The 20,467-nt window shown below is 70.8% G+C and carries 19 protein-coding genes and 1 pseudogene; 15 read left to right on the forward strand and 5 right to left on the reverse strand.

The window, feature by feature from the left end; translation table 11 throughout:
• Window positions 1-112: 112 nt before the first annotated feature.
• Together D7Y04_RS13945 and dgcN are read right to left on the reverse strand one after the other, a co-directional pair.
• Window positions 113-841, reverse strand: coding sequence for a YebC/PmpR family DNA-binding transcriptional regulator (locus tag D7Y04_RS13945; RefSeq protein ID WP_120593546.1), 729 nt, complete (start codon window positions 839-841; stop codon window positions 113-115).
• A 60-nt stretch (window positions 842-901) separates the two neighbouring features.
• A complete protein-coding gene (gene dgcN / locus D7Y04_RS13950) occupies window positions 902-1,915 on the reverse strand; it encodes an N-acetyltransferase DgcN (protein WP_121759642.1) in 1,014 nt (337 codons plus the stop codon).
• A gap of 115 nt (window positions 1,916-2,030) precedes the next feature.
• On the opposite strand from dgcN, the gene D7Y04_RS13955 reads away from it, so the two are divergent.
• The 5 genes from D7Y04_RS13955 (at window position 2,031) to D7Y04_RS13975 (ending at window position 8,275) form a co-directional block, all read left to right on the forward strand.
• Window positions 2,031-2,651 carry a hypothetical protein gene (locus D7Y04_RS13955; protein ID WP_120593548.1) on the forward strand — a complete coding sequence of 207 codons (621 nt, stop codon included), beginning with the start codon at window positions 2,031-2,033 and terminating at the stop codon, window positions 2,649-2,651.
• 104 nt (window positions 2,652-2,755) lie between these two features.
• On the forward strand, window positions 2,756-3,367 hold the full coding sequence (locus D7Y04_RS13960) for an RNA polymerase sigma factor (protein WP_120593549.1): 612 nt from the start codon (window positions 2,756-2,758) through the stop codon (window positions 3,365-3,367).
• A complete protein-coding gene (locus D7Y04_RS13965; protein ID WP_121759643.1) occupies window positions 3,364-6,453 on the forward strand; it encodes a CHAT domain-containing protein in 3,090 nt (1,029 codons plus the stop codon). The genes D7Y04_RS13960 and D7Y04_RS13965 overlap by 4 nt, the downstream gene beginning before the upstream one ends.
• A gap of 50 nt (window positions 6,454-6,503) precedes the next feature.
• The gene (locus D7Y04_RS13970; RefSeq protein ID WP_147454413.1) at window positions 6,504-7,019 is read left to right on the forward strand and encodes a hypothetical protein; all 516 of its coding nucleotides are present in this window, start codon (window positions 6,504-6,506) and stop codon (window positions 7,017-7,019) included.
• A gap of 311 nt (window positions 7,020-7,330) precedes the next feature.
• Window positions 7,331-8,275 carry a hypothetical protein gene (locus tag D7Y04_RS13975; protein WP_121759644.1) on the forward strand — a complete coding sequence of 315 codons (945 nt, stop codon included), beginning with the start codon at window positions 7,331-7,333 and terminating at the stop codon, window positions 8,273-8,275.
• An 18-nt stretch (window positions 8,276-8,293) separates the two neighbouring features.
• Here D7Y04_RS13975 and D7Y04_RS13980 read toward each other — a convergent pair whose 3' ends face one another.
• Window positions 8,294-8,824 carry an FHA domain-containing protein gene (locus D7Y04_RS13980; RefSeq protein ID WP_120574237.1) on the reverse strand — a complete coding sequence of 177 codons (531 nt, stop codon included), beginning with the start codon at window positions 8,822-8,824 and terminating at the stop codon, window positions 8,294-8,296.
• 183 nt (window positions 8,825-9,007) lie between these two features.
• Between D7Y04_RS13980 and greA the strand changes: the two genes are divergently transcribed.
• From greA to thrC, 5 genes are all read left to right on the forward strand, one after another.
• Window positions 9,008-9,514 carry a transcription elongation factor GreA gene (gene greA / locus D7Y04_RS13985; RefSeq protein WP_120593553.1) on the forward strand — a complete coding sequence of 169 codons (507 nt, stop codon included), beginning with the start codon at window positions 9,008-9,010 and terminating at the stop codon, window positions 9,512-9,514.
• Between the two features lie 116 nt (window positions 9,515-9,630).
• Window positions 9,631-12,603 (forward strand): ATP-dependent DNA helicase RecG, encoded by a 2,973-nt coding sequence (gene recG / locus D7Y04_RS13990; protein WP_121759645.1) that lies wholly within the window; start codon window positions 9,631-9,633, stop codon window positions 12,601-12,603.
• Between the two features lie 90 nt (window positions 12,604-12,693).
• The gene (locus D7Y04_RS13995) at window positions 12,694-13,329 is read left to right on the forward strand and encodes a protein-L-isoaspartate(D-aspartate) O-methyltransferase (RefSeq protein WP_120593555.1); all 636 of its coding nucleotides are present in this window, start codon (window positions 12,694-12,696) and stop codon (window positions 13,327-13,329) included.
• Between the two features lie 101 nt (window positions 13,330-13,430).
• On the forward strand, window positions 13,431-13,997 hold the full coding sequence (locus D7Y04_RS14000) for a hypothetical protein (protein WP_120593556.1): 567 nt from the start codon (window positions 13,431-13,433) through the stop codon (window positions 13,995-13,997).
• The gene (gene thrC / locus D7Y04_RS14005) at window positions 13,994-15,325 is read left to right on the forward strand and encodes a threonine synthase (protein WP_121759646.1); all 1,332 of its coding nucleotides are present in this window, start codon (window positions 13,994-13,996) and stop codon (window positions 15,323-15,325) included. The genes D7Y04_RS14000 and thrC overlap by 4 nt, the downstream gene beginning before the upstream one ends.
• A 25-nt stretch (window positions 15,326-15,350) precedes the next feature.
• Here the strand turns inward: thrC and ribB are convergent, their stop codons facing one another.
• On the reverse strand, window positions 15,351-16,478 hold the full coding sequence (gene ribB / locus D7Y04_RS14010; RefSeq protein WP_120593558.1) for a 3,4-dihydroxy-2-butanone-4-phosphate synthase: 1,128 nt from the start codon (window positions 16,476-16,478) through the stop codon (window positions 15,351-15,353).
• Between the two features lie 214 nt (window positions 16,479-16,692).
• On the opposite strand from ribB, the gene D7Y04_RS14015 reads away from it, so the two are divergent.
• Complete coding sequence (locus D7Y04_RS14015; protein ID WP_233601407.1) at window positions 16,693-17,034, forward strand: hypothetical protein; 342 nt, start codon at window positions 16,693-16,695, stop codon at window positions 17,032-17,034.
• Complete coding sequence (gene tmk, locus D7Y04_RS14020) at window positions 17,031-17,687, forward strand: dTMP kinase (protein WP_120593560.1); 657 nt, start codon at window positions 17,031-17,033, stop codon at window positions 17,685-17,687. The genes D7Y04_RS14015 and tmk overlap by 4 nt, the downstream gene beginning before the upstream one ends.
• On the opposite strand, the gene D7Y04_RS14025 is transcribed toward tmk, so the two are convergent.
• Window positions 17,650-18,951 carry an AMP-binding protein gene (locus D7Y04_RS14025; RefSeq protein WP_233601408.1) on the reverse strand — a complete coding sequence of 434 codons (1,302 nt, stop codon included), beginning with the start codon at window positions 18,949-18,951 and terminating at the stop codon, window positions 17,650-17,652. The two genes, tmk and D7Y04_RS14025, sit on opposite strands and share 38 nt — an antisense overlap.
• Window positions 18,952-19,134: 183 nt before the next feature.
• On the opposite strand from D7Y04_RS14025, the gene D7Y04_RS14030 reads away from it, so the two are divergent.
• From D7Y04_RS14030 to D7Y04_RS14035, 3 genes and pseudogenes are all read left to right on the forward strand, one after another.
• The gene (locus D7Y04_RS14030) at window positions 19,135-19,860 is read left to right on the forward strand and encodes a hypothetical protein (RefSeq protein WP_233601409.1); all 726 of its coding nucleotides are present in this window, start codon (window positions 19,135-19,137) and stop codon (window positions 19,858-19,860) included.
• Window positions 19,749-19,994, forward strand: coding sequence for a DUF2380 domain-containing protein (locus D7Y04_RS46930; RefSeq protein ID WP_253902769.1), 246 nt, complete (start codon window positions 19,749-19,751; stop codon window positions 19,992-19,994). The genes D7Y04_RS14030 and D7Y04_RS46930 overlap by 112 nt, the downstream gene beginning before the upstream one ends.
• Window positions 19,991-20,460 (forward strand): annotated as a pseudogene (locus D7Y04_RS14035) (NUDIX hydrolase). Before D7Y04_RS46930 ends, D7Y04_RS14035 begins: the two are co-directional and overlap by 4 nt.
• The last annotated feature ends 7 nt before the right edge of the window (window positions 20,461-20,467 follow it).

The raw sequence follows: 20,467 nt of genomic DNA on the forward strand, positions 1-20,467 counted from the left end.
CCGGCGTTGATACATCCCGGGCATCAGCGCGGCGGAGCTTCAGCAGCTCTGACGCCGCGTGAGCGTGGCACCGGCCCCCGGGGAGTGCGCACGGGGGCCGGAGGCCGTTGCTTCAGGCGAGGTTGTGGAACACGTGCTGCACGTCGTCGTCCTGCTCCAGCATGTCCACCAGCTTGAGCACCTCCGTGGCCTGCTCCTCGGGCAGTTCCTTCAGGGTGCCGGGCAGGGGGATGTACTCGGACTGGGTGGACGCGGTCGCAATGCCCTTGGCTTCAATCACAGACATGAGCTTGCCGAAGTCCGCGAACTTGCAGCGCAGGAGCAGCTGCTTCTCGCCCTTCTCGCCGGTGGTCTCGCCCATCTCCTCCAGGCCGTGGTCGATGAGCTCCAGCTCCAGCTCCTCCGCGTTCAGCCCTTCGGCGTCCAGGCGGATGGCGCCCATGCGCTCGAAGAGGCGGGAGACGCTGCCCGCCGTGCCCATGCTTCCGCCCAGCTTGGTGAAGGGGAAGCGGACGTTGGCCACGGTGCGCGTGACGTTGTCCGTGGCCGCCTCCACCAGGATGCCCACGCCGTGCGGCGCGAAGCCTTCGTACAGGAGGATCTGGTAGTCGGCCTGGTCCTGACCACTGGCGCGCTTGATGGCGGCGTCCACGTTGGTCTTGGGCATGTTCGCCGCGCGGGCGTTTTGCACGGCCCGGCGCAGCGCGGGGTTCGATTCGATGGTCGGCCCGCCCGCCTTCACCGCGATCACGATGTCCTTCGTGATGCGCGTGAAGACCTTCGCCATCTTGTTCCAGCGGGCGAACATCGTCGCCTTGCGTGTCTCGAAAATGCGTCCCATGGTGTCCTCAGTATACCGAGAGCCGCTCCAGTGGAGCGGGTTTCGCAGAAGGGGCCCGTGTCACCCGCGAGGGAAGCGGCTCGCCAGCGCGTCCGCCAGGGGGCCCGCGCCCGTGCGCAGGGGGTCCACGCAGGGCAGGCCATGCGCCCGGCCGGTGGCCTCCAGGAGCGCCCGCGCCTCGTCTTCGCCCAGGTGCTCCGTGTTGATGGCGATGCCCGTGCATTGAATGGCCGGGTTCGTCAGCCGGCCCTCCAGCACCGTGCGGTCGATGACGTCCTGGATGGATGGCAGCGGGTGCTGCACGCCTCGCATGCGCGTGCGCGTGGGCTCGTGGCAGACAATGAACGCGTCCGGCTGTGAGCCGTGCAGCAGTCCCAGCGTGACGCCCGCGAAGGAGGGGTGGAACAGCGACCCCTGGCCCTCCACCACGTCCCAGTGGTCCGCGTCGTTCGCGGGCGTGAGCCACTCCGCCGCGCCGGCGACGAAGTCAGACACCACGGCATCCAGCGCCACGCCTCGCCCGGAGATGAGGATGCCCGTCTGCCCGGTGGCCCGGAAGTCCGCCTTCCACCCTCGCTGACGCAACTCCTTCTCCAGCGCCAGCGCCGTGTACTTCTTGCCCACCGCGCAGTCGGTCCCCACGGTCAGCACGCGCAGGCCGGGCCGCTTCGTGCCCTGTCCCGTGGCGAAGTCCCGGTCCGGGAAGCGCACGTCGTGCAGCTTGCGCCCGTGCTTCGCCGCCGCGGCCGCCACGGCGGGGAATGAGGACAGCCGCTTATGCAGCCCGGTGGCCACGTCCAGTCCGGCCTCCAGCGCCCGTACCAGCGTGTCCACCCACGCGTCCGCGAGCACGCCGCCCGGATTCACCACGCCCACCACCAGCGTGCGCGCGCCCTTCGCCTTCGCCTGGGCGATGTCCATGTCCGGCAGGCCACAGTCCGCCACGCAGCCCGGGAGGCGCAGCTGACCCACGCACCAGTCGGGCCGCCAGTCCACGATGCCGTGGGCCGTCTTGGCCGCGAGCTGATCCTTCACGTCTCCCAGGAACAGCAGGTAGGGCTTGTCGATGTCCACGCGCGGTGCCTTAGCACGGCCGAAAAACAGCGTGGAAATGGCGCGGGGGAATAAGCGCGACACCGGACGTAACAGGGAGGAGCCCGCACGCGGGCCCCTTCTTCCGGAGTCACCCATGCGCTTCATCCCTTCCGCTGCCTTCATGTTCGCTGCCTCGCTCGCCACCGCCTGTGGGGGGCCCCTCGAGGAGGAGACCCCTGGCGCCGAGGTCGTGGATGAGTCCGTCGCCAGCCAGGAGCAGGGCATCGACGAGGCCTGCGTGGGCTCGGGCGTGGTGCTGGCGCAGCCGGACGGCGCTTCGATCAATGCCGTCTTCCCCCACTGCTCGTACGCGGACATGTCGGCGGCCTCCAACGACGGCACCTATGATCAGCCGTCCTGCGTCCACCGCTTCGTGACGGAGATCAACGGCCTGGGGGGCCAATACGCCCAGCCGTTCGTGGAGGTCATCCCGGCGTCGAGCAACGTCACGGAGAGCGCCTGCAAGGGCGTGGCGATCACCGGCGCCGCGTTCGGCTACGCGAACGGCGTCTGGTGGGGGCTGGGCTCGGTGAGCACCACCGGCACCTGGTACCCGGCCACCCCCTTCTGGTCGGCCTTCTGCTCGCTGCGCGTCAACATCGGCACGGGCGGGTCCGGCTACAGCAAGATTCGCGTCACGGGCTTGGGAGCGGCGCTGGGCGTCTTCAAGGCCCGGGTGCGCACGGGCGTTCGCATCGGCAACGGCCCCTGCTAGCCCTCCGGGCCACCGTCCTGGACCTCCCACCTGCCAGGTGGGAAGTGCTGGGGAGGGTGTCGACGGACTTCGCGGGCGGGGCGGCTCCTGCTAGGAACGCCCCCGTGGTCTTCCGCCCGCGATCACCCCGCGCCGTCCCGCCCGGGGAGTCCTCCGCATCCAAGCCGGAGGTGCCTTCGGCCTCCCGTGAGGACGCGGCGGAATTCCAGGCGCTCATCGCGCGGTGCGCTCCGGCGTTGGAGGAGCGGGCCCGCATCCTCTGCCGGGGCCGCAATCCGGCGGACGCGAAGGACTTGTTGCAGGAGACCTACGAGCGGGCCTTCCGCGCGTTTCATACGTATGACCGGTCCGCGCCTCCCATGGCGTGGCTGGCGTCCATCCTCGTTCGACGCTTCCTCGACTGGTGCCGGCACGACCGGCGCCACCCCCAGGAGGAATTCACCGACGCGATGGGGGACACCCTGGCGGAGGCCGAAGCCGCCCCGGAGACATGGGCGCGCTACACGTTGGATGACGTGTGGAAGGCGGTGGAACAGCTTCCCCCGGAGCTGCGCGAGGTGGTCCGCATGAAGGACATGGAGCGACAGAGCTACGCGGAGATCGGCCGACGGCTCGGCATCCCGTCCATGACGGTGGGCACCCGTCTGTTCCGCGCACGCAAGAAGCTCAAGGAGCTGCTCCTCACCCGGGAAGGCACCGCGGGGGGCCCGGCGTGACCGTCTTGTGTGAACAGCTCGCCGCCTTCGTGGACGGGGAGCTTCCGTTAGAAGAGGCCGAGGCCTTCCAGGCCCACCTCGCGACCTGCGCGGAGTGCCAGGCCGGCCTGGAGGACCAGGTGCAGGCGAGCCTCCTCGTGCAGGCCGCCGCCGACGCGCGTGCCGCGTCCGGCGCCGGAGAAGCCGTGAGGCCTCCCGGTGCGGACGCACGGCCCGTGGCGTCCCCCGGTTCGGAAGGTGGCTCCGCGGGTTCAGGACTCCGTGCCGTTCCCGGGACGGGAAGCCGGTCCGAGCCGGCGTCCGATGCCGGGACGCGCTCCCCATCCGCTCGCCCTCGCGCCGGTACGGCGTGGGATCGCCGTCGCATGGCGGGTTTCGCGGCCGCTGCCGCCGCGGTGGTGCTCGCGGTGCTGCTGGTGGGGCCATGGCGTTCCACGGAGACCGTGCGCGCGCTGCCCTTCGCGCTGGCCTCCGCGCGCCCGCTGGAGGGCCGGCTCAGTCACCCGGGCCTCGCGGACTACCGGGCCACGGGCACGATGCGCGGCGGCGCGGACGGACGGCCGGAGCTGGATCTCAAGGCCCTGTCGGAGCTGGAGGCGAAGGGCGACCTGCACGGCGTCGCGACCGCCTGGCTCGCGGCCGGGGACTTCGAGCGCGCGGAGCGCATCCTGGCGCGGCTGCCCGCGTCTCCCGCCGTCACGGGCGACCTGGCGCTGGCGGCCCTGGGCCGTGCCCAGCCGGAGCGCGCGCTGGCGCTTCTGGAGAGGGGCCTGGAGACCGCTCCGGACGACGCAAGGCTGCACTGGAACCGGGGCCTCGCGCTCCAGGCGCTCTCGCTGGAGCTGGCCGCCGCGGCGGAGTTCTCCCGCGTGGCGCAGGCGAAGGAGCCCGGCTGGAGCACCGAAGCCACCGAGCGCGCGGACGGCCTGCGCAAGGGCGCGCTGGCGCGTCGGGACTCGTGGCAGGCCATGAACGCGGCCGGCATGGAGCTGGCGCTGGAAGGCACGCCGTACCCGGGCTCGATGGCGCGCCGCAACCCGGACCTGGCGCGGCTGTACCTCTACCACGCGTTGCGCGCGGCCCCGTCCGTGGAGCGCGTGAAGACGCTGGCCCCGCTGGCCGCGCTGCTGGACGACGTCACCCACACCCAGACCGCGAGCGCCTACGCGGCGCGCGTGGCGGCGGCGGACTTCAGCAAGCGCGGCCCGCTGGCCAACACCTACCGCGAGCTGCTGGCTGGCACGCATTCGTTGCAGGGCGCGGAGGTGGACGCGTTCCTCGCGCGGCTGCGGCGCTCCGGCGAGCGCGACCTGTTGTTGGGCGCCATCCTGCTGCTCCACCAGGAGGATCGCTTCGTCGACGAGTTAGCGACGCTGGTCCGTCAGTCCGGTGAGCCCGCCTGGTACGACGCTCCGCTCGCCCGGGGCCGGGCCCATGCGGCGCAGGCCCGGGGCGACATGGAGACGGCGGAGACGTCCCTCAAGAACGGGTTGGCGGCCTGCCGGAGCGCCGGCTTCCATGACCGCTGCGTGGACCTCCAGCGGCACCTGGCGGCGCTCTACAACCGGATGGATCGTCGCCACGAGGCCGGGTCGCTGGCGCGCTCCGCGCTGGAAGAGGCGTTCCGCACCGACAGCTGGTTCCAGGAGGAGGTGCTCCTGTCCGACCTGGTGACGAGCGCGCGGCTGAGCCACGCCCCGGCGCTCGCCCGTGCCTACCTGGACGAGTTCGTCCAGCACGCGCCGGAGGACTGCGCACGCCGGTCGGAGTACCACCACGCACGGGCGCTCCTCTTCGTGGAGGACCTGGACGCGAAGCGGGCCCGGCGCGAGGTGCAGGACTCGCTCACCTGTCCCACCGCGCCCACGCTCCTGGAAGTCGCCGTCGCGGGAGACCTGCTGCGGTTGGAGGGCAGCACCGTGCCGGGCCGTGAGCTGGACCGCGTGCGCGAGCGCATCCGCGTGCTGCGCGAGGACCCGTCGCTGACCACCGGCGAGCGGTTGCTCGTGGACCACATCGAAGGGCGCATCCTCATCGAGCGCGACCGCGAAGAGGGCCAGAAGCTCCTGCGCGGGGTCATCACCGGCTCGGTGCTCCACCGTTCCACCGACATCGAGGCGCGCAAGGCCTGGGCCCACAGCCACCACGTGCTGGTGATGGACGCGGGCCGGGCGAAGGAGTGGGGCCCCGCGGTGGACCTGCTCGCGCAAGAGGTGGACCGCACCGCGCCCACGTCGTGCCTGCTGGCGCTGGCGGGCCAGGATGAACGGATGCTCTTCGTCGCCCGAGGCCCCACTGGCGCGAGTGACGGCCTGTACCTCCACGCCCTCAAGCAGCCCCTGCGCGAACAGGTGCCCGCGGTGCCCGAGAAACTCCTGCAGGTGCTCGCCGGCTGCGACGTGGTTCGAGTGCTCGCCGAGCCCATCCTCCTGGGGCGTCCGGGGCTGCTGCCCGGGGACCGTGCGTGGAGCTACCTGGCTCCGGGCGGCCACCGCGTGGAGGCTCCGGCCTCGGCGCCCGTGCCGAAGCGGCTGGTGGTGTCGGACGTGGAGCCGCCCGCGACGCTGGGGCTGCCTCGCCTGATGCCGTGGAAGGGCATGACGGGGCAGGGCGACGTCCACCTGCGGGGCCGCGCGGCGACGCCGGAGGCGGTGCTCGCGGAGATGGAGGACGCCACGGAGGTGGAGCTGCACACGCACGGCCTCTCAGGCACCGTGTCCGACGCGGCCTTCCTGGCGCTGTCCCCGGACGCGGCCGGCCGCTACGCGCTCACCGCGGAGGAGCTGGAAGGGCATACGCTCCGGGGCACCCCGGTGGTGATGCTGGCCGCTTGCGACGCGAACGTGGGCGCGTGGCGCTACCATGCGGTGTCCAGCCTGCCGTCCGCGCTGATTCAAGCGGGCGCGCGGGCCGTGGTCGCGCCCTCCACGGAGGTGCCGGACGTGGAGGCCGGGGCCTTCTTCCAGGCGCTGGTGGACTCGCTGCGGCGAGGCACTCCGCCTGCCCAGGCGCTCCGGGACACCCGCGCGCGGTGGCTCCAGCAGGGCAGCGCCCGGTGGGTCCAGGACCTGGTCGCGTTCGAATAGACTCCCGGCGAATATCCGCGCCGCCGCGCGTAAAGGAACCGGGAGGATTCATGATCACGCGTTGGAAGTCCGTAGTGGGAACGATGGCCGTGGGGGTTGTCGCCCTGTCGGCGGCGCAGGCAGGGGCCCAGCCGGCGAGGGCCCAGAACAATCAGGTGAAGCTCGCTCCGGCGAAGCCCATCGCGAGCCCGGCGACGGCGAAGTCCAGCGGCACCGTGGACGTGGCCGTGGACGAAGGCGCCAAGGGCACCCGCATGTACCGGTATGACCGGGGCAGCGGGAAGCTCACGCTGGTGAAGCAGCTCACGCAGAGAGAGGCGGCCAGCACCACCGCCGGCTTCAAGGCGTTGTCGTCGGTGGAGGCCGGTGGCGGCACGTCCCTGGTGGATCCCGATCGTGGCGGCGCCGTCGCCCCCGAAGGCAAGCCTCCCAAGGGCGGACCCCCGGGCGGACATGAAGAGGGCCAGAAGCTCACCCAGTCGGACCTGGCCAACATCAACCGCGAGCTGGGCAGCCTGAAGCTGAACAAGTCCCAGGTGAAGATCGGCACCCAGGCCCAGCGCTAGTCCCAGCCGCGCAGCGGAAGGAACGGACGGCCGTGGCGCCGGGGTGGGGACACGTATCCTCGCCCCGGAGGGCCACGGCCTTCACGTTCCTGGATGAACTCCGGCCCACGCGTTCAACCCCAGACGCCCGGAGTGTCTGCCCTGACCTCGCTCCCGCGTTTCCCGCACCTCTCGCGCCTTGCCACACGTACAACGTGCTCGCACTTTTCGTGCGTGAGGGGGCGCTGCTCGCCCGTTTGTCTTTGACGCCCTCCTTGTCCAAATGTTCGTGGGTCTAGCTGGAGCGCCCGCGGCAGCAGGAGGTTGCACACATGGGGAACGTGGAGAACGGGCGTCGTCGTGGCGCGGGGGGGCTCTCATGGTGGGCGTGGGGACTGACCGTGGCCGTCCTGGGCGCGGGATGTGATCCGGGCGGCCGGGAGCCCGAGCCAGCGGATCCGCTGGCCACGCAGGAGCAGGCGGCCCTCAGTTACAACAGCCTTTCGTACAACGGGTTGTCGTTCAATGGGCTGTCATTCAATGGCCTGTCCTTCAACGGGCTGTCGTTCAATGGCTTGTCATCCACGGCCTTCGCGTCTTGGTACGGCGCGAATCCGGCGCTCGCGGCGGAGGTCATGCGCTACATCGTGCGCTGCGCCATCCCGGAAGGGCAGACGCGCACATTCACAGATGCCCAGACGAACACGGTGCACACGTGGACGGGCCTGCTGGGCCTGGCGCCGGGCTGGGCCGGAGGGGCGCCCGCGACGGAGGCGGAACAGCAGATCGTCTCCGCGTGCCTCGCGGCGCACAGCAATCCCTTCGGCGTGAGCGTGCCCATCTCCGTGTTGGGCCGGGACGGCCTGGGGGTGGTCATCCCCGCGTCCGAGGGGGAGCTGGCCACCTTCGCCCGGCCGGAGTCGTGCTTCTTCGGCAATCTCTTTCAAGGGCAGGGGCTCTACGCGGGCAGCCAGAATCCGCCCCTGGACGCGACCCAGAGCACCACGCGCGCGTGCGCGGTGGTGGATGGCTCCGGGATGCCTCGCATGACGTGCGCGCCGCTCATCTACGTGGGCAGCTGCTCGGACGTGTGCACGCAGGCGGGAACGGCCTTCGCGAGCTGCACGGTGGGCGGCGTGAGCTTCCAGCCGCTCACCACGCGCGTGCGCGACTCGGACCTGTTCGTGTGCGGCGATGGCATCTGCCAGGTGACGGAGTCCTGCGGAGCGTCCAACTCGTACAACGCGTGCGCGGCGGACTGCGGCGCCTGTCCGTGAGGTGAGCGCGGGCGGCCTTCAGCCGGAGTGGGAGCCCAGGCCGGAGGCCGCGCCCACGCGCAGCCGTTCATGCAGCGCGTCCGTGAGCAGGTACCAGAACTGGACGTTGCCGAAGCTGAGGATGTCGCCGCCCCGGAGCGGCACCTCGCGCTGCCCGATGGTGCTGGCATTGACGAAGGTTCCGTTGGTGGAGCCCAGGTCACGCACGGTGCAGCGGCCCGCCGCCCGGCTCCACTTGAGCTCCGCGTGCTGCTTGGACACGGACGCATCGTCCAGCACCAGCTCGCAGTCCAGCCTCCGGCCAATGCGCAGCACCTCCGAATCCCGGAGGGTGGGGAGGGTGGCGACGAGCAGGTCGTCGAACTCGAAGAGCAGGGCGAGCATGCCCTGCTCGACGTCGCCGGGGTCCGCCATGCGGGTGGGCGCGAGCGCGGCGGCGGACAGCTCCGACGGCGGACGCTGCACCAGCGCGAAAGGACCCAGCTGATGTTGAAAGGCACCCACGGGGAGTGCGGAGGCGAGCGCGCGCAATTCCTGGACGGACAGCACGTGGAGCAGCCTAACGGGTCGGCCGTCGGGCGCCCAGCCACTACCGGACGATGGTTGTAAGGCTTTCGTTGACCGGCCAGTCACTCGTTCCCTACATTGACCCTTTCGAGTCGCGGGTCGGGTTCCAGGAGGGAACGCCAGACCCCCGATGCGCAGCCAGGTGATGGAAGGAGCGGTGGTTCGATGAGCGGGAGCGACAACATCCCGATGACCCCCCACGGTCTGCAGAAGCTCAAGGACGAGCTGAAGCACCTCCAGTCCGTGGAGCGGGGCAAGATTTCGCGTGAAATCGAGGTCGCGCGTGCGCACGGCGACCTGCGAGAGAATGCGGAGTACCACGCGGCCAAGGAGAAGCAGTCGCACATCGAGGGGCGCATCTTGACCCTCGGCGACTGGATCGCCCGCTCGGAGGTCATCGACCCGGCGAAGCTGGGCGGCGACAAGGTCATCTTCGGCGCCACCGTGGAGCTGGTGGACACGGAGAACGACAAGACCATCAGCTACCGCCTGGTGGGTGAGACGGAGGCCGACCTGAAGAAGCGGTGGATCGCCGTGACCTCGCCGGTGGCGCGCGCGCTCATCGGCAAGAAGGTGGGCGACATCGCCACGGTGCAGAGCCCCGGCGGCGTGCGCGAGCTGGAGGTCGCGGCCATCAGCTTCGAGGATCCGCAGGAAGAGTCGGCCAGCTAGCGCTGAAGCCCGGCTGGCCGGGTGTCCTTCGGGGGGGCGGGCCTGGGCTCGCTCCCCCGGTTTCGTTTTCCCTGCGGCGTCAGAGCGCTTCGTAGGATGGAGGCTGGAAATCCCGCGTGAACCACCCGCTCGCCAGCCTCATTGGACCTCTCAAGTACGCGTGTCAGCGTGACTTCGCCCAGCTCGGGACCGTGCGGGATCTGCGCACGTTGATGGAGCGCACCCTGGCGTCGGCCGGGGGCGTGGACGCGCGGGCCCTGGGGGAGTTGAGGGCGGCGCTGCCGCACGTGGATCCGCCCGCGCCGCCGGAGCACCGCAAGGCCGCGCTGCGCCAGGTGCTGGGCGCGCTGAAGCTCAGCGGCGTGGTGCTGCCGGAGGAGCTGGAGCGGGTGGTCGTCACGGGAGAGATCAACGCCGTGGCGGCGAGCTTTCCCCGGTCGCCGGAGCGTGCACACGTGCTGGAAGGGGAGCTGAACCCCGCGCCAGCGCGCCGCCGGTTGACGCCGCCGCCGGGGACGGTGGAGGCGCGTGGCAACACCGTGCAGCCGTGGCGTTCGCAGGACCCCGTGCCCCAGGTGGGCGGTGGCGTTCCGGCGGCAACGCCCGCGACCGCATCCCGGCAGCCGCAGGCCCGTGCAGCTTCGCTCTCGCCGGGAGCGGGTCCCCAAGGTGGGAATGCAGGTCCCGCGAAGGGCGAGCTGGTGCCCTACGGCGCGCGCATGGCGGCATCCCGAGGCGCCGCGATGGGGCCCGCGCAAGGTGACGTCCAACCCTACGGTGCGCGCATGGCCGCGGCCCGGAACGCCGCCGTTCCCGCGGGTGCGGCGGCCCGTGCTCCGGGTGCGAAGCCCAACGTGGGTGCGGATCCTCGCAACGGCGCGCCACCGGCGGACCGCGCTCCCGCGGAGAAGGCCCGGAAGAAGAAGGCCAAGGCCGTGGGCGCGGAGGCGTCCCGATCCGAGGCGAAGCTGCTGTCCATCGCGCCGCGCACCGGCCCGCTGTCCGCGCCGCTCAAGACGTTGGGCAAGCGCCTGGGGCCGCGGCTCGTCGCGGTGCTCGACAAGAAGGGCCTGCGCCGCACCGGCGACATCCTGTTCCTGTTGCCACGCTGTTACGAGGACCGCCGCAAGCTGCGCACCATCGCGGAGCTCATCCCCGGCGAGCGCGGCGTGACGGTGGGCACCGTCAAGACGGCCGACTTCGTCCCGGGGCGCGGCGGCAAGCGCATGTTCCGCGCCGTCGTGGGGGATCGCTCCGGCAGCATCGCGGCCACCTATTTCAACGCCGGACCGTGGCTCAAGAGCCGCTTCTCCGTGGGCAAGCAGCTGGTGCTCTCCGGCGAGGTGCGCGCCTCCATGAACGGCCGGGAGATGGCCCACCCGGAGCTGGAGCCCGCCGAGGACCTGGAGAACACGACCTCCGTCCACTTCCACCGCATCGTCCCCGTCTACCCGGGCTTCGAGCGCGGCGAGCAGCGCTCCTTCCGCGAGCTGACCTCGCGCATCAGCGAACAGCACGCGCACCACCTGGAAGAGCCGCTGCCCGCGGACCTGCGCCGCCGCTACCACCTGATGGGCCTGCCGGACGCGCTGCGCTTCATCCACTTCCCGCCCGACGACGCGGACCTGGAGGCGCTGGACGCGCACCAGAGCCCCGCGCACCGCCGGCTCGCGTTCGACGAGCTGTTCTTCCTCCAGTTGGGCATGGCCCTCAAGCGTCAGGGCATCAAGGCGGAGGAGGGCATCGCCTTCGACGTCACCCCGGCGCGGCTGGACAAGGCGCGCGGCGCGCTGCCCTTCCAGCTCACCGGGGCGCAAGCGCGCGTGGTAGGGGACCTCGCCCGGGACATGGCGCGTCCGGAGCCCATGAACCGGCTGGTGCAGGGCGACGTAGGCAGCGGCAAGACGGCCGTGGCGCTGGTGGCCGGCATGGTGGCGCTCCAGGACGGCTACCAGGTGGCGGTGATGGCCCCCACCGAAATCCTGGCCGAACAGCACGAGCGCACCTTCCGCCGCATCCTGGAGCCGCTGGGCTACCGCGTGGGGCTCATCAGCGCGGCGGGCACCGCGAAGCACAAGCGCGAGGTGCGCGAGTCCGTGGCGAAGGGCGACATCCACCTCGCCGTGGGCACGCACGCGCTGCTGGAGGGCGGCGTGTCCTTCCAGAACCTGGGGCTCGTGGTCATCGACGAGCAGCACCGCTTCGGCGTGCTTCAGCGCCACACGCTCATGAGCAAGGGGCTCACGCCGGACGTACTGGTGATGACCGCCACGCCCATCCCGCGCACGCTCGCGATGACGCTCTACGGCGACCTGGACGTGTCCATCATCGACCAGCTGCCGCCGGGCCGCACGCCCATCACCACGCGCGTCTTCAACAACGAGCAGCGCGCGCGCGTCTACGAAGCGGTGGGCTCGGAGCTGGCCAAGGGCCACCAGGCCTACGTCGTCTATCCGCTGGTGGAGGAGTCGGAGAAGCTGGACCTGGAGGACGCCACCCAGGGCGCGACGAAGCTCCAGGTGGTGTTCCCCAACGCCAGCGTGGGCCTGCTGCACGGGCGCATGAAGCCGGAGGAGAAGGACGCCGTGATGGAGGCCTTCCGCGACAAGCGCATCCAGTTGCTCGTCTGCACCACGGTGGTGGAGGTGGGCGTGGACGTGCCCAACGCATCCGTCATGGTGGTGGAGGCCGCGGAGCGCTTCGGCCTGTCGCAGCTGCACCAGCTGCGCGGACGCGTGGGCCGTGGCGCCGCGGCCAGTTACTGCTTCCTCGTCGCGGGCGCCGCGCGCTCCTGGGAGTCCACCGAGCGGCTGGGCGTGATGGAGCGCAGCAGTGACGGCTTCGTCATCGCGGAGAAGGACCTGGAGATCCGCGGCCCCGGCGAGTTCCTGGGCACGCGGCAGAGCGGCCTCCCGGAGCTGGCCGTGGCGAACCTCGTGCGCGACGGCGACCTCTTGTCGCTCGCCCAGGCGGAAGCGCGGCGCATCATGGACGCCGACCCCCAGCTCCAGAAGCCGGACCACCAGGGGCTCGTGAAGGCGCTGGAGGAGCGCTGGGAGGGCCGGCTCGCGCTTGCCCGGGTGGGGTAGGCCCGAGGAGGCCCGCGCCCGCCCCCTGGATTGTCCCGGACTGTCGTCGTGCTTACTTTCCTGACTGGAGGACCACGGGGGGCGTACGCGATGGGAGACTGGGGGCGAGCGGAGTATCTGGCGCGGCAGGGCATCCGGGATCGACGGGTGCTCGCGGCGATTGCCAACCTGAGCCGCGCGGACTTCGTGCCCTTGGACGCGCGGGACTCGGCCCATCAGGACGTGCCGCTGCCCATCGGCCATGGGCAGACCATCAGCCAGCCCTACGTGGTGGCCCTGATGACCGAGGCCCTGCGCCTGCGCGGTTGTGAGCGCGTGCTCGAAATCGGCACCGGCTCCGGCTACCAGACAGCGGTGCTGGCACTGCTGGCCCGCGAGGTCTTCACGGTGGAGATCGTCCGCGAGCTGGCTCGGCCCGCCCGGCGGTTGCTCCACCGGCTGGGCTTCACCAACGTGTTCTACCGGGAGGGTGACGGCTCCCAGGGGTGGGCCCAGGCCGCGCCATTCGACGCCATCATCGCCACCGCCGCGCCAGAGGACATCCCCCGGGAGCTCCTGCGCCAGCTGAGGCCCGGGGGGCGGATGGTCATCCCCGTGGGCTCCGTGAACGAGCCGCAGGAGTTGCTGCGCATCCGCCGGAGACAGCCGGGGATGCTGCCCCGGGTGGAGCGCCTGCTGCCGGTGCGCTTCGTCCCCATGATGGGACTGGGCTCCGCCCTGAGCTGAGCGTCACCTGGCGGGTGCGACAGGCCGCGCGCCTGCATGCCCACTCCCCGCGTCCCGAGGTCGCGTTGCCGAGCGGTGAGGGGACCGGTAACGTCCCGCCCATGATCATCTGCCCGGTCTGCGACCACGTGCAGTCGGAAGGCGAAGAGTGCGAAGGCTGCGGCAAGCGCTTCCCCGGCCTCATGAACATCCCCGCGCCTGTCGTGGCCCCGTTGGCGGAGCTGGAGCTGACGCATCACGCGGGGGGCCGCGTGCCGGTGGACGCGCCCGCGCTGCCGGAGCTGGACCTGACGCGGCTGCGCTCGGGGCCGGACCTGCCGGCGATGGTCGTGCCCGACCTGGAGTTGACCCGTTCAGGCGCCACGGGCGACGTGCCCGTCGCGCAGATGACGGACCTGGACACGGGCCGCGCGCAGGACGACGGCGTGCGCACCGCCGCCCCGGTGGGTGCGGTGACGTGCCGCTACTGCCGCCATGTCCAGGCGGAAGGCCTCTTGTGTGATGGCTGCGGCATGCGGCTGCCCCGGGTCCGGGTGGCGGCTCCCGCGACGGCGAAGCGCGGCGGCGGGGACGAGGACGAGCGCGTGCCCTGTCCCTCCTGCCACGTGCCGTCCAGGCCGGGCCGCCCGTGCGTGGCGTGCGGCACGAAGGTGGAGGTGGAGGCGTGACGGCTCCAGCGCTGAAGGCGGGTTACGCGTGCAGCGAGGGTTGCGGCTTCACCGCCTCGCTGTGGGACGTCGTCTACCGCTGCCCGCGCTGTGAAGGCCTGTTGGAGGTGGCCCACGACGAGGCCGCTCTGCGCGCCGTCCCCGCGGCGGAGTGGAAGCGCCGCTTCGAGTCCCGCTTCGCGACGTCGCGGTTGCCGGACGGCTCCGGCGTCTGGGGCAAGCGCGAGTGGGCGCTGCCCGAGCTGCCGGTGGAGGACATCGTCTCGCTGGGCGAGGGGCGGGTGCCGCTCAAGCCGCTGCCTCGCATGGCGGCGGAGCTGGGGCTGGGCTCGCTGATGTTGAAGGAGTGCGGCGTCTCTCCGACGGGCAGCTTCAAGGACTGGGGGATGACGGTCCTGGTGTCCGCGGTGAAGCACCTGCGCTCGCGCGGCACGCCCATCCGCGCGGTGGCGTGCGCATCCACGGGCGACACGTCCGCGGCGCTGTCCGCGTACGCCGCGGCGGCGGGCATCCCGGCGGTGGTGTTCCTGCCGAAGAACAAGGTGTCGCTCGCGCAGCTGGTGCAGCCCATCGCCAACGGGGCGCGCGTGCTGTCGCTGGACACGGACTTCGACGGCTGCATGAAGCTGGTGCAGGCGGTGACGGCGGACACGGGGTTGTACCTGGCGAACTCGATGAACTCGCTGCGCATCGAGGGCCAGAAGATGATCGCCATCGAGCTGTGCCAGGACCTGGGCTGGGAGCCGCCGGATTGGATCGTCATCCCGGGCGGCAACCTGGGCAACGCGAGCGCCCTGGGCCGGGGTCTGGATCTGCTCTTCAATCTGGGGCTCATCACTCGCCGGCCGCGCATCGCGGTGGCGCAGGCGCAGCGGGCGAACCCCCTTGCGCGCGCCTTCCGGGGAGGCTTCCAGGAGCTGGTGCCCATGCAGGCGGGAGCGACGCTCGCGTCCGCCATCCAGATTGGCAACCCGGTGTCCTTCCGCCGAGCGGTGCGGATGCTGCGCGCGTTCGACGGCGTGGTGGAGGAGGCGTCGGAGTCGGAGCTGTCCAACGCGGCGGCCCGGGCGGACCGCGAGGGCACCTTCGCTTGTCCGCAGACGGGCGTCGCGCTGGCGGCGGTGGAGAAGCTCGCCGCGTCGGGCGTGATGGCCAAGGGCTCCAGCGTCGCGGTGGTGGCCACCGCGCACGGGCTGAAGTTCGCGGACTTCAAGGTCGGCTACCACCGGCAGACGCTGAGCGACGTGAAGGCCGCGCACGCGAACCCGCCGGTGGAACTGCCCGCGGACCTGTCCGCCGTGCGCGAGGCCCTGAAGGACCTGGGCTGAAGCCTCGCGCGCCTCCGGGGTTTCGCTACTCCACGTCGAGCGACAGGCGCGACTCGATGGTGAGACCGAAGCCGGAGAGGCCCCGGTAGGTCATGTCCGTGTTGGACATCACGCGCATGGTGCTCACGCCCAGGTCGGTGAGGATCTGGCAGCCCATGCCCACGTCGCGGGACTCGTTGGCCGCGCGGCTGACGGACGCGTTGCTGCCGTCGCCCGCGCGCTTGTGGTGGATGCCGAAGTCGTTGCCGTGCATGCCGGGCAGGTAGACGATGACGCCCGTGCCCTCTCGCGCGACGTTCTCCATCGCGCGGTCCAGCAGCAGGTTGCACTTGCAATCCGGTGACCCGAACACGTCGCCCAGGGCGCAGGCGCCGTGCAGGCGCACCAGCGGAGCGGGCTGGACCTTCGACGGGTCGCCCTTCACCAGGACGAGGGACTTCGCGCCGTCGGGCGTCCACGTGTAGGTGAGGGCGGTGAACTCACCGTGGCGGGTGCGCACGACGCTCTGGCCGGACTCACGGCGCACCAGGCGGTCCTTGCGGCTGCGGTACTCGATGAGGTCCGCGATGGTGACGAGCTTGAGGTCGTGCTCGCGCGCGAACTGCTTGAGGTCCGGCATGCGCTGCATGGTGCCGTCGTCCTTCACCAGCTCGCAGAGGATGCCGGACGGCTGCAGGCCGGCGAGCCGCGCCAGGTCCACGGCCGCTTCGGTGTGGCCCGCGCGGCGCAACACTCCGCCTTCGCGGTAGCGCAGCGGGAAGATGTGGCCGGGGCGCAGGAAGTCATCCGCGGTGCTGTTCGGGTCTGCGAGCGCGCGGATGGTCTTCGTGCGGTCGCTGGCGGAGACGCCGGTGGTGGTGCCGTGGCGGAAGTCCACGGAGACGGTGAAGGCGGTGCGGTGGGACTCGGTGTTCTCCGCCACCATCTGGGGCAGGCGGAGCGAGTCGAGCCGCTCGGCGAGCATGGGCTGGCAGATGATGCCGCTGGTGTGGCGGACCATGAACGCCAGCATCTCCGGGGTGGCGAGCTCGGCGGCCATGATGAGGTCGCCTTCGTTCTCGCGGTCCTCGTCGTCGGCGACGATGACGCACTTGCCAGCCTGGATGTCGCGGATGGCCTCCTCGATGGTGTTCAACTCGGAGTCACGGCTCATGTCGGGGGAACTCATCCTGCTGACGACGTGGAGAGGCATGGTTCGCGGCATGTAACGCGAGGGGGGTGGGGTGGCAAGCCATGCTCGGGGAGCGAGCGTGCGTCCATTCAATGGCTGGGATGAGCGCAAGCTGGGACTGCGCGTCTGTGTAGGTGGGTGCTGTCGGGTGGCCGACTCGACGGGCTGGGGCACGTGATGTAGGGTGCTCGGCTCCGTGAGCGCAGACATCCAGCAGGACAAGCGGGCCCGGTTCGACCAGTTGCAGGAGAGCCTGTCGACCCGCCAGAGCACCACCCACTTCACCCACGCGGGCGTGTCCGTCATCGCCTTCATGTTGATTTCAGGGGCGGCGGGGAAGCTGTTCTACGACTCGCTGCGCACGCCGCTGCTGGCCTGGGGTGCCGCGCTCCTGGCGCTGGGGCTGCTGGTGTACGGCTTCCTCAGCTACCGCAAGGGTCGCGCGGTGCTGGTGGAGGAGCTGCAGCGGTACGAGGCGCTGCTCGCGCTGCGCCGCGAGCTGCACCTGGACAACCCCGCCGCGCTCCTTCCCCGGTGAGCGCCGCCAGGAAGGTCGCCCTGCCGGGGCGATTCATCGTGCTGGAAGGCCTGGACGGAGCGGGCACCACCACGCAGACGGAGCGGCTGGCGTCCGCGCTGAGGGCGGACGGGCACGCGGTGGTGACGACGCGCGAGCCGTCCGACGGTCCGGTGGGAACGATGCTGCGCCAGGCGCTCACGGGCCGCCTGGGCTTGCCGCAGGGCCGGGGGCCGTTGGCGCAGGAGACGTTGGCGCTGCTGTTCGCGGCGGACCGGACGGACCACCTGCACGCGCGAGTGCTGCCGGCGCTGGAGGAGGGCAAGGTGGTGCTGTGCGACCGCTACGTGCTGTCCTCGCTGGCGTACCAGGGCGCGAGCCTGCCCATGGCGTGGGTGGACACGGTGAACGCGCACGCGGTGTCGCCGGACCTGACGCTGTTCGTGGGCGTGGACCCCAAGGTCGCGGCGAAGCGCCGGGCCGTGCGCGGAGGCCCCGCGGAGCTGTTCGAAGCGGACGAGGCCCAGCGGCGCATCGCGAAGCAGTACCTCAAGGCCATCACGCTGCGAGCAAAGCGCGAGCGCATCGTGCACATCGACGGTGAGCTGTCCGTGGAGGCCGTGACGGAAGCGTGCCTCAAGGAAGTGCGGCGGCTGCTCGCGCGCAAGCGCTGAGCCCCGGCTGTCGAGGGTGGGGTGCACCCGCGACGCGGAAGCCGCGGACGAGCGTCCACAACAGCTCCAGCACGGAGCTGTCGCAGACGATGCGGCTGACGGCGAGCCACGTGCCCACGGGCGCCGCGCCCACACGTGCGTCCATGGCGCTGAAGAAGTCCGCCACGCTCCGGTGCGGCACCCTCACGCCCTTGGGCTTGCCGGAGGAGCCGGACGTGTAGAGGACGTAGGCAGCGTCGTCCAGCGTCGTGCCCGCGCGCGGAGGCCCCAGCACGTCCAGCTCGAACGCGTCCTCCGAGTCCAGCAGGACGGTGCACACGCCGTCCGCCGGCAGGGACTGGACCCGGGGGGACTCCGTGACGAGCACCCGCGCCCGTGAGTCCTCCATCATCGCGGCCAGTTGTTCCCGCGGGCAGTCCGGATCCAGCGGAACGAAAGCGCCGCCTGCCTTGAGGATGCCGAGCATCGCCACCACCATGCGGGCGGGGCGCTCCACGCACAGACCCACGCGCACGTCCCGCGCGACGCCGTGCTCGCGCAGGTGCCACGCCAGCGCGTCGCTGGCCGCGTCCAACTGTGCGTAGGTGAGCGTTTCATCGTCCGCCGCCACCGCCACCGCGTCCGGCGTGCGAGCCACCTGCGCGCGGAACTGCGCCGGGAGGCAGCGCGAGTCATCCGGCAGGGACGGGGGCGTCAGGTCGTTCGACTCGCGAAGCACCATGTACCGTTCGTCCGTGTCGAGAAGCGGCACGTCCATGGACACGGGGGGCAAGGCCTTCTGCGCCCGCGCTGGCGGCTCCCAGTCCTCCGCGAGCGACGTCGGCACCATGTCCGTGGCCACCCAGTGGAGCTCACCCAGCTCCGGCGTCTCCGACGTGAGACGAGGGGACATCTCCAGGATGCTGCTCGTCGTCAGCACGAAGCGCGCGCCGCAATCCCGAGCGATGGCAAGCAGCTGCGGCAGGGCGCTGTCCAGCCGGGAAGGATCCGGCGGGGAGCACGGCACCGCGATGGCGTCCACGTACAGGCAGCCCGTGAACCCCACGATGTATTCGTGGCCCGGGGGATACAGCAGCAGCACCCGTTCGCCGGCCGCGTTCAGCGTCCGCAGCCACGTCCCCAGTGCCCGCGCCCGGGTGTCCAGGTGCGAGAAGCTCCACTCCTCGGATGCGCCCTCTCCCAGTTGCTCCGCATGGGGATAGAGCAGGTCCGCCAGGTGGATGGTCGAATGGAAGAGGTCTTCGCTGTTCTCCGCTGCATCCATGAACAAGCCCTCAAACGAGGAATATCAGATAATCATGGATGATGCCCTACGGGTCTGACATCCCCCTTCGCGAAGAGGGGCGACGGCGTTCGTGTGTGCGACACAGCGGGTTCCATCCCACCGCCGCGCCGGAGGGGACGCTGCGGCCAGGGGCGTTCGCCTCGGTGGGCCAGAGTGTGGACCATGCGCGCTGACGCCCTGGTGCTGGCCCTGGTGCTGGTGGCCACGGGATGCGCCTCCGTGTCGCAAGCGCCTGTGCGTGGCCGAAGCTTGAGCCATGCGCCGCGTGAGGCCTCTTCACCCGTACGGGTGGAAACTCCGAGCGATGAGGCCCCGCGCGCCCGGGACTTCCTCCCACGCGGCTTCTCCGGGTCCGAGCAACGCCTCCTGCGCCGCCAGCATCCGCGTGACGACGTGACAGCCGTGGGAGACGTCAGCAGGGAGGGCGCTGTTGGGGGCGAGGCCCGGAGTGCTGCATTGGCGCGGCAGGCAGTCCTCGAAGCCACGGAAGAAGTGAAGGGCTCACTGTCGCGCGTCGAAGCCGGGTTCTCCAAACTGGCGGACCGCCCTCCGCCCCTCGTGGGATGGAGCCTCAACGGCGTCTTCACGCGCTACCTCGATCAGGGCTCCAAGCAGGTGACGTGGCTTCACGGCGCGCTTGGGAGCGCCACCGCGTTGACGGAAGCGGCCCCGGAAGTCGGCGACACGGGCATGGAGCTGGGCCTGCTGCGCATGACGGGGCCGAAGCTCCAGGCGGCGCAGGCGAGTGGTTCGAGCGGCGCGGCTTCAAGGGCGACATGGACATCGACAACTTTTGCGTCCGGCTGGAGCAGGCCCACCACGAGGCGATTCACGGAGGGGGAAACTGGAAGCTGGGGCGCACATGGCCCGGTGAGTGGAACCGGATGATCATGGAGGCTCTACGCGAAGCAGAGAGCCTGGCGGCCCGGAGGTTGACGAGGAGCCAGGTCCTGAACATCGTTGCGGAGAACATGAAGGAGTACAGAGTCCCGATGAACTTCGTCACCGGGAGAAGTCGATGAGCGGCGGAGAAGCCTGGCGGGGCAACATCACGGCACGTCTGTACGAACGGGTACGCGAGCGTGGGTACGAGTCACTCACCGCCTTCGCGAATGCTCGTCCTGCCGTGTCGTTGGTGGCTCTGGCCGAAGAGCTGGGACCGGATGACGTTGCAGGGGTACAGGTCTTGAGTGCTTTGCTCTACGAGGCGGAGCAGCACAAGCAGGTGACGCGCTTTGTGCGTGATGTTCTCGCTCGCATGCTGACTCAGAGCCTTCCCGACGGATGGCCAAGTGTGCTCGACGACGAGAACCGATTCGCCGTCGCCAAGGCGCTGGGGCGCTGGATCGCCTATACCCCCGAGACGCATAAGGGGCGTGCGAAGCGGGTCGGAGATGCGTTGCTTGCCAATCCCCCCCCGCTGGCTGGCGCCCGCTCGGCCCCGACGACGAGCTTCTTCGGACACTCCTCGCCGACGAGGAATCCTGACCGGAAG

It is taken from the genome of Corallococcus sp. AB038B (genome assembly GCF_003668955.1).
Lineage (GTDB): Bacteria > Myxococcota > Myxococcia > Myxococcales > Myxococcaceae > Corallococcus > Corallococcus exiguus.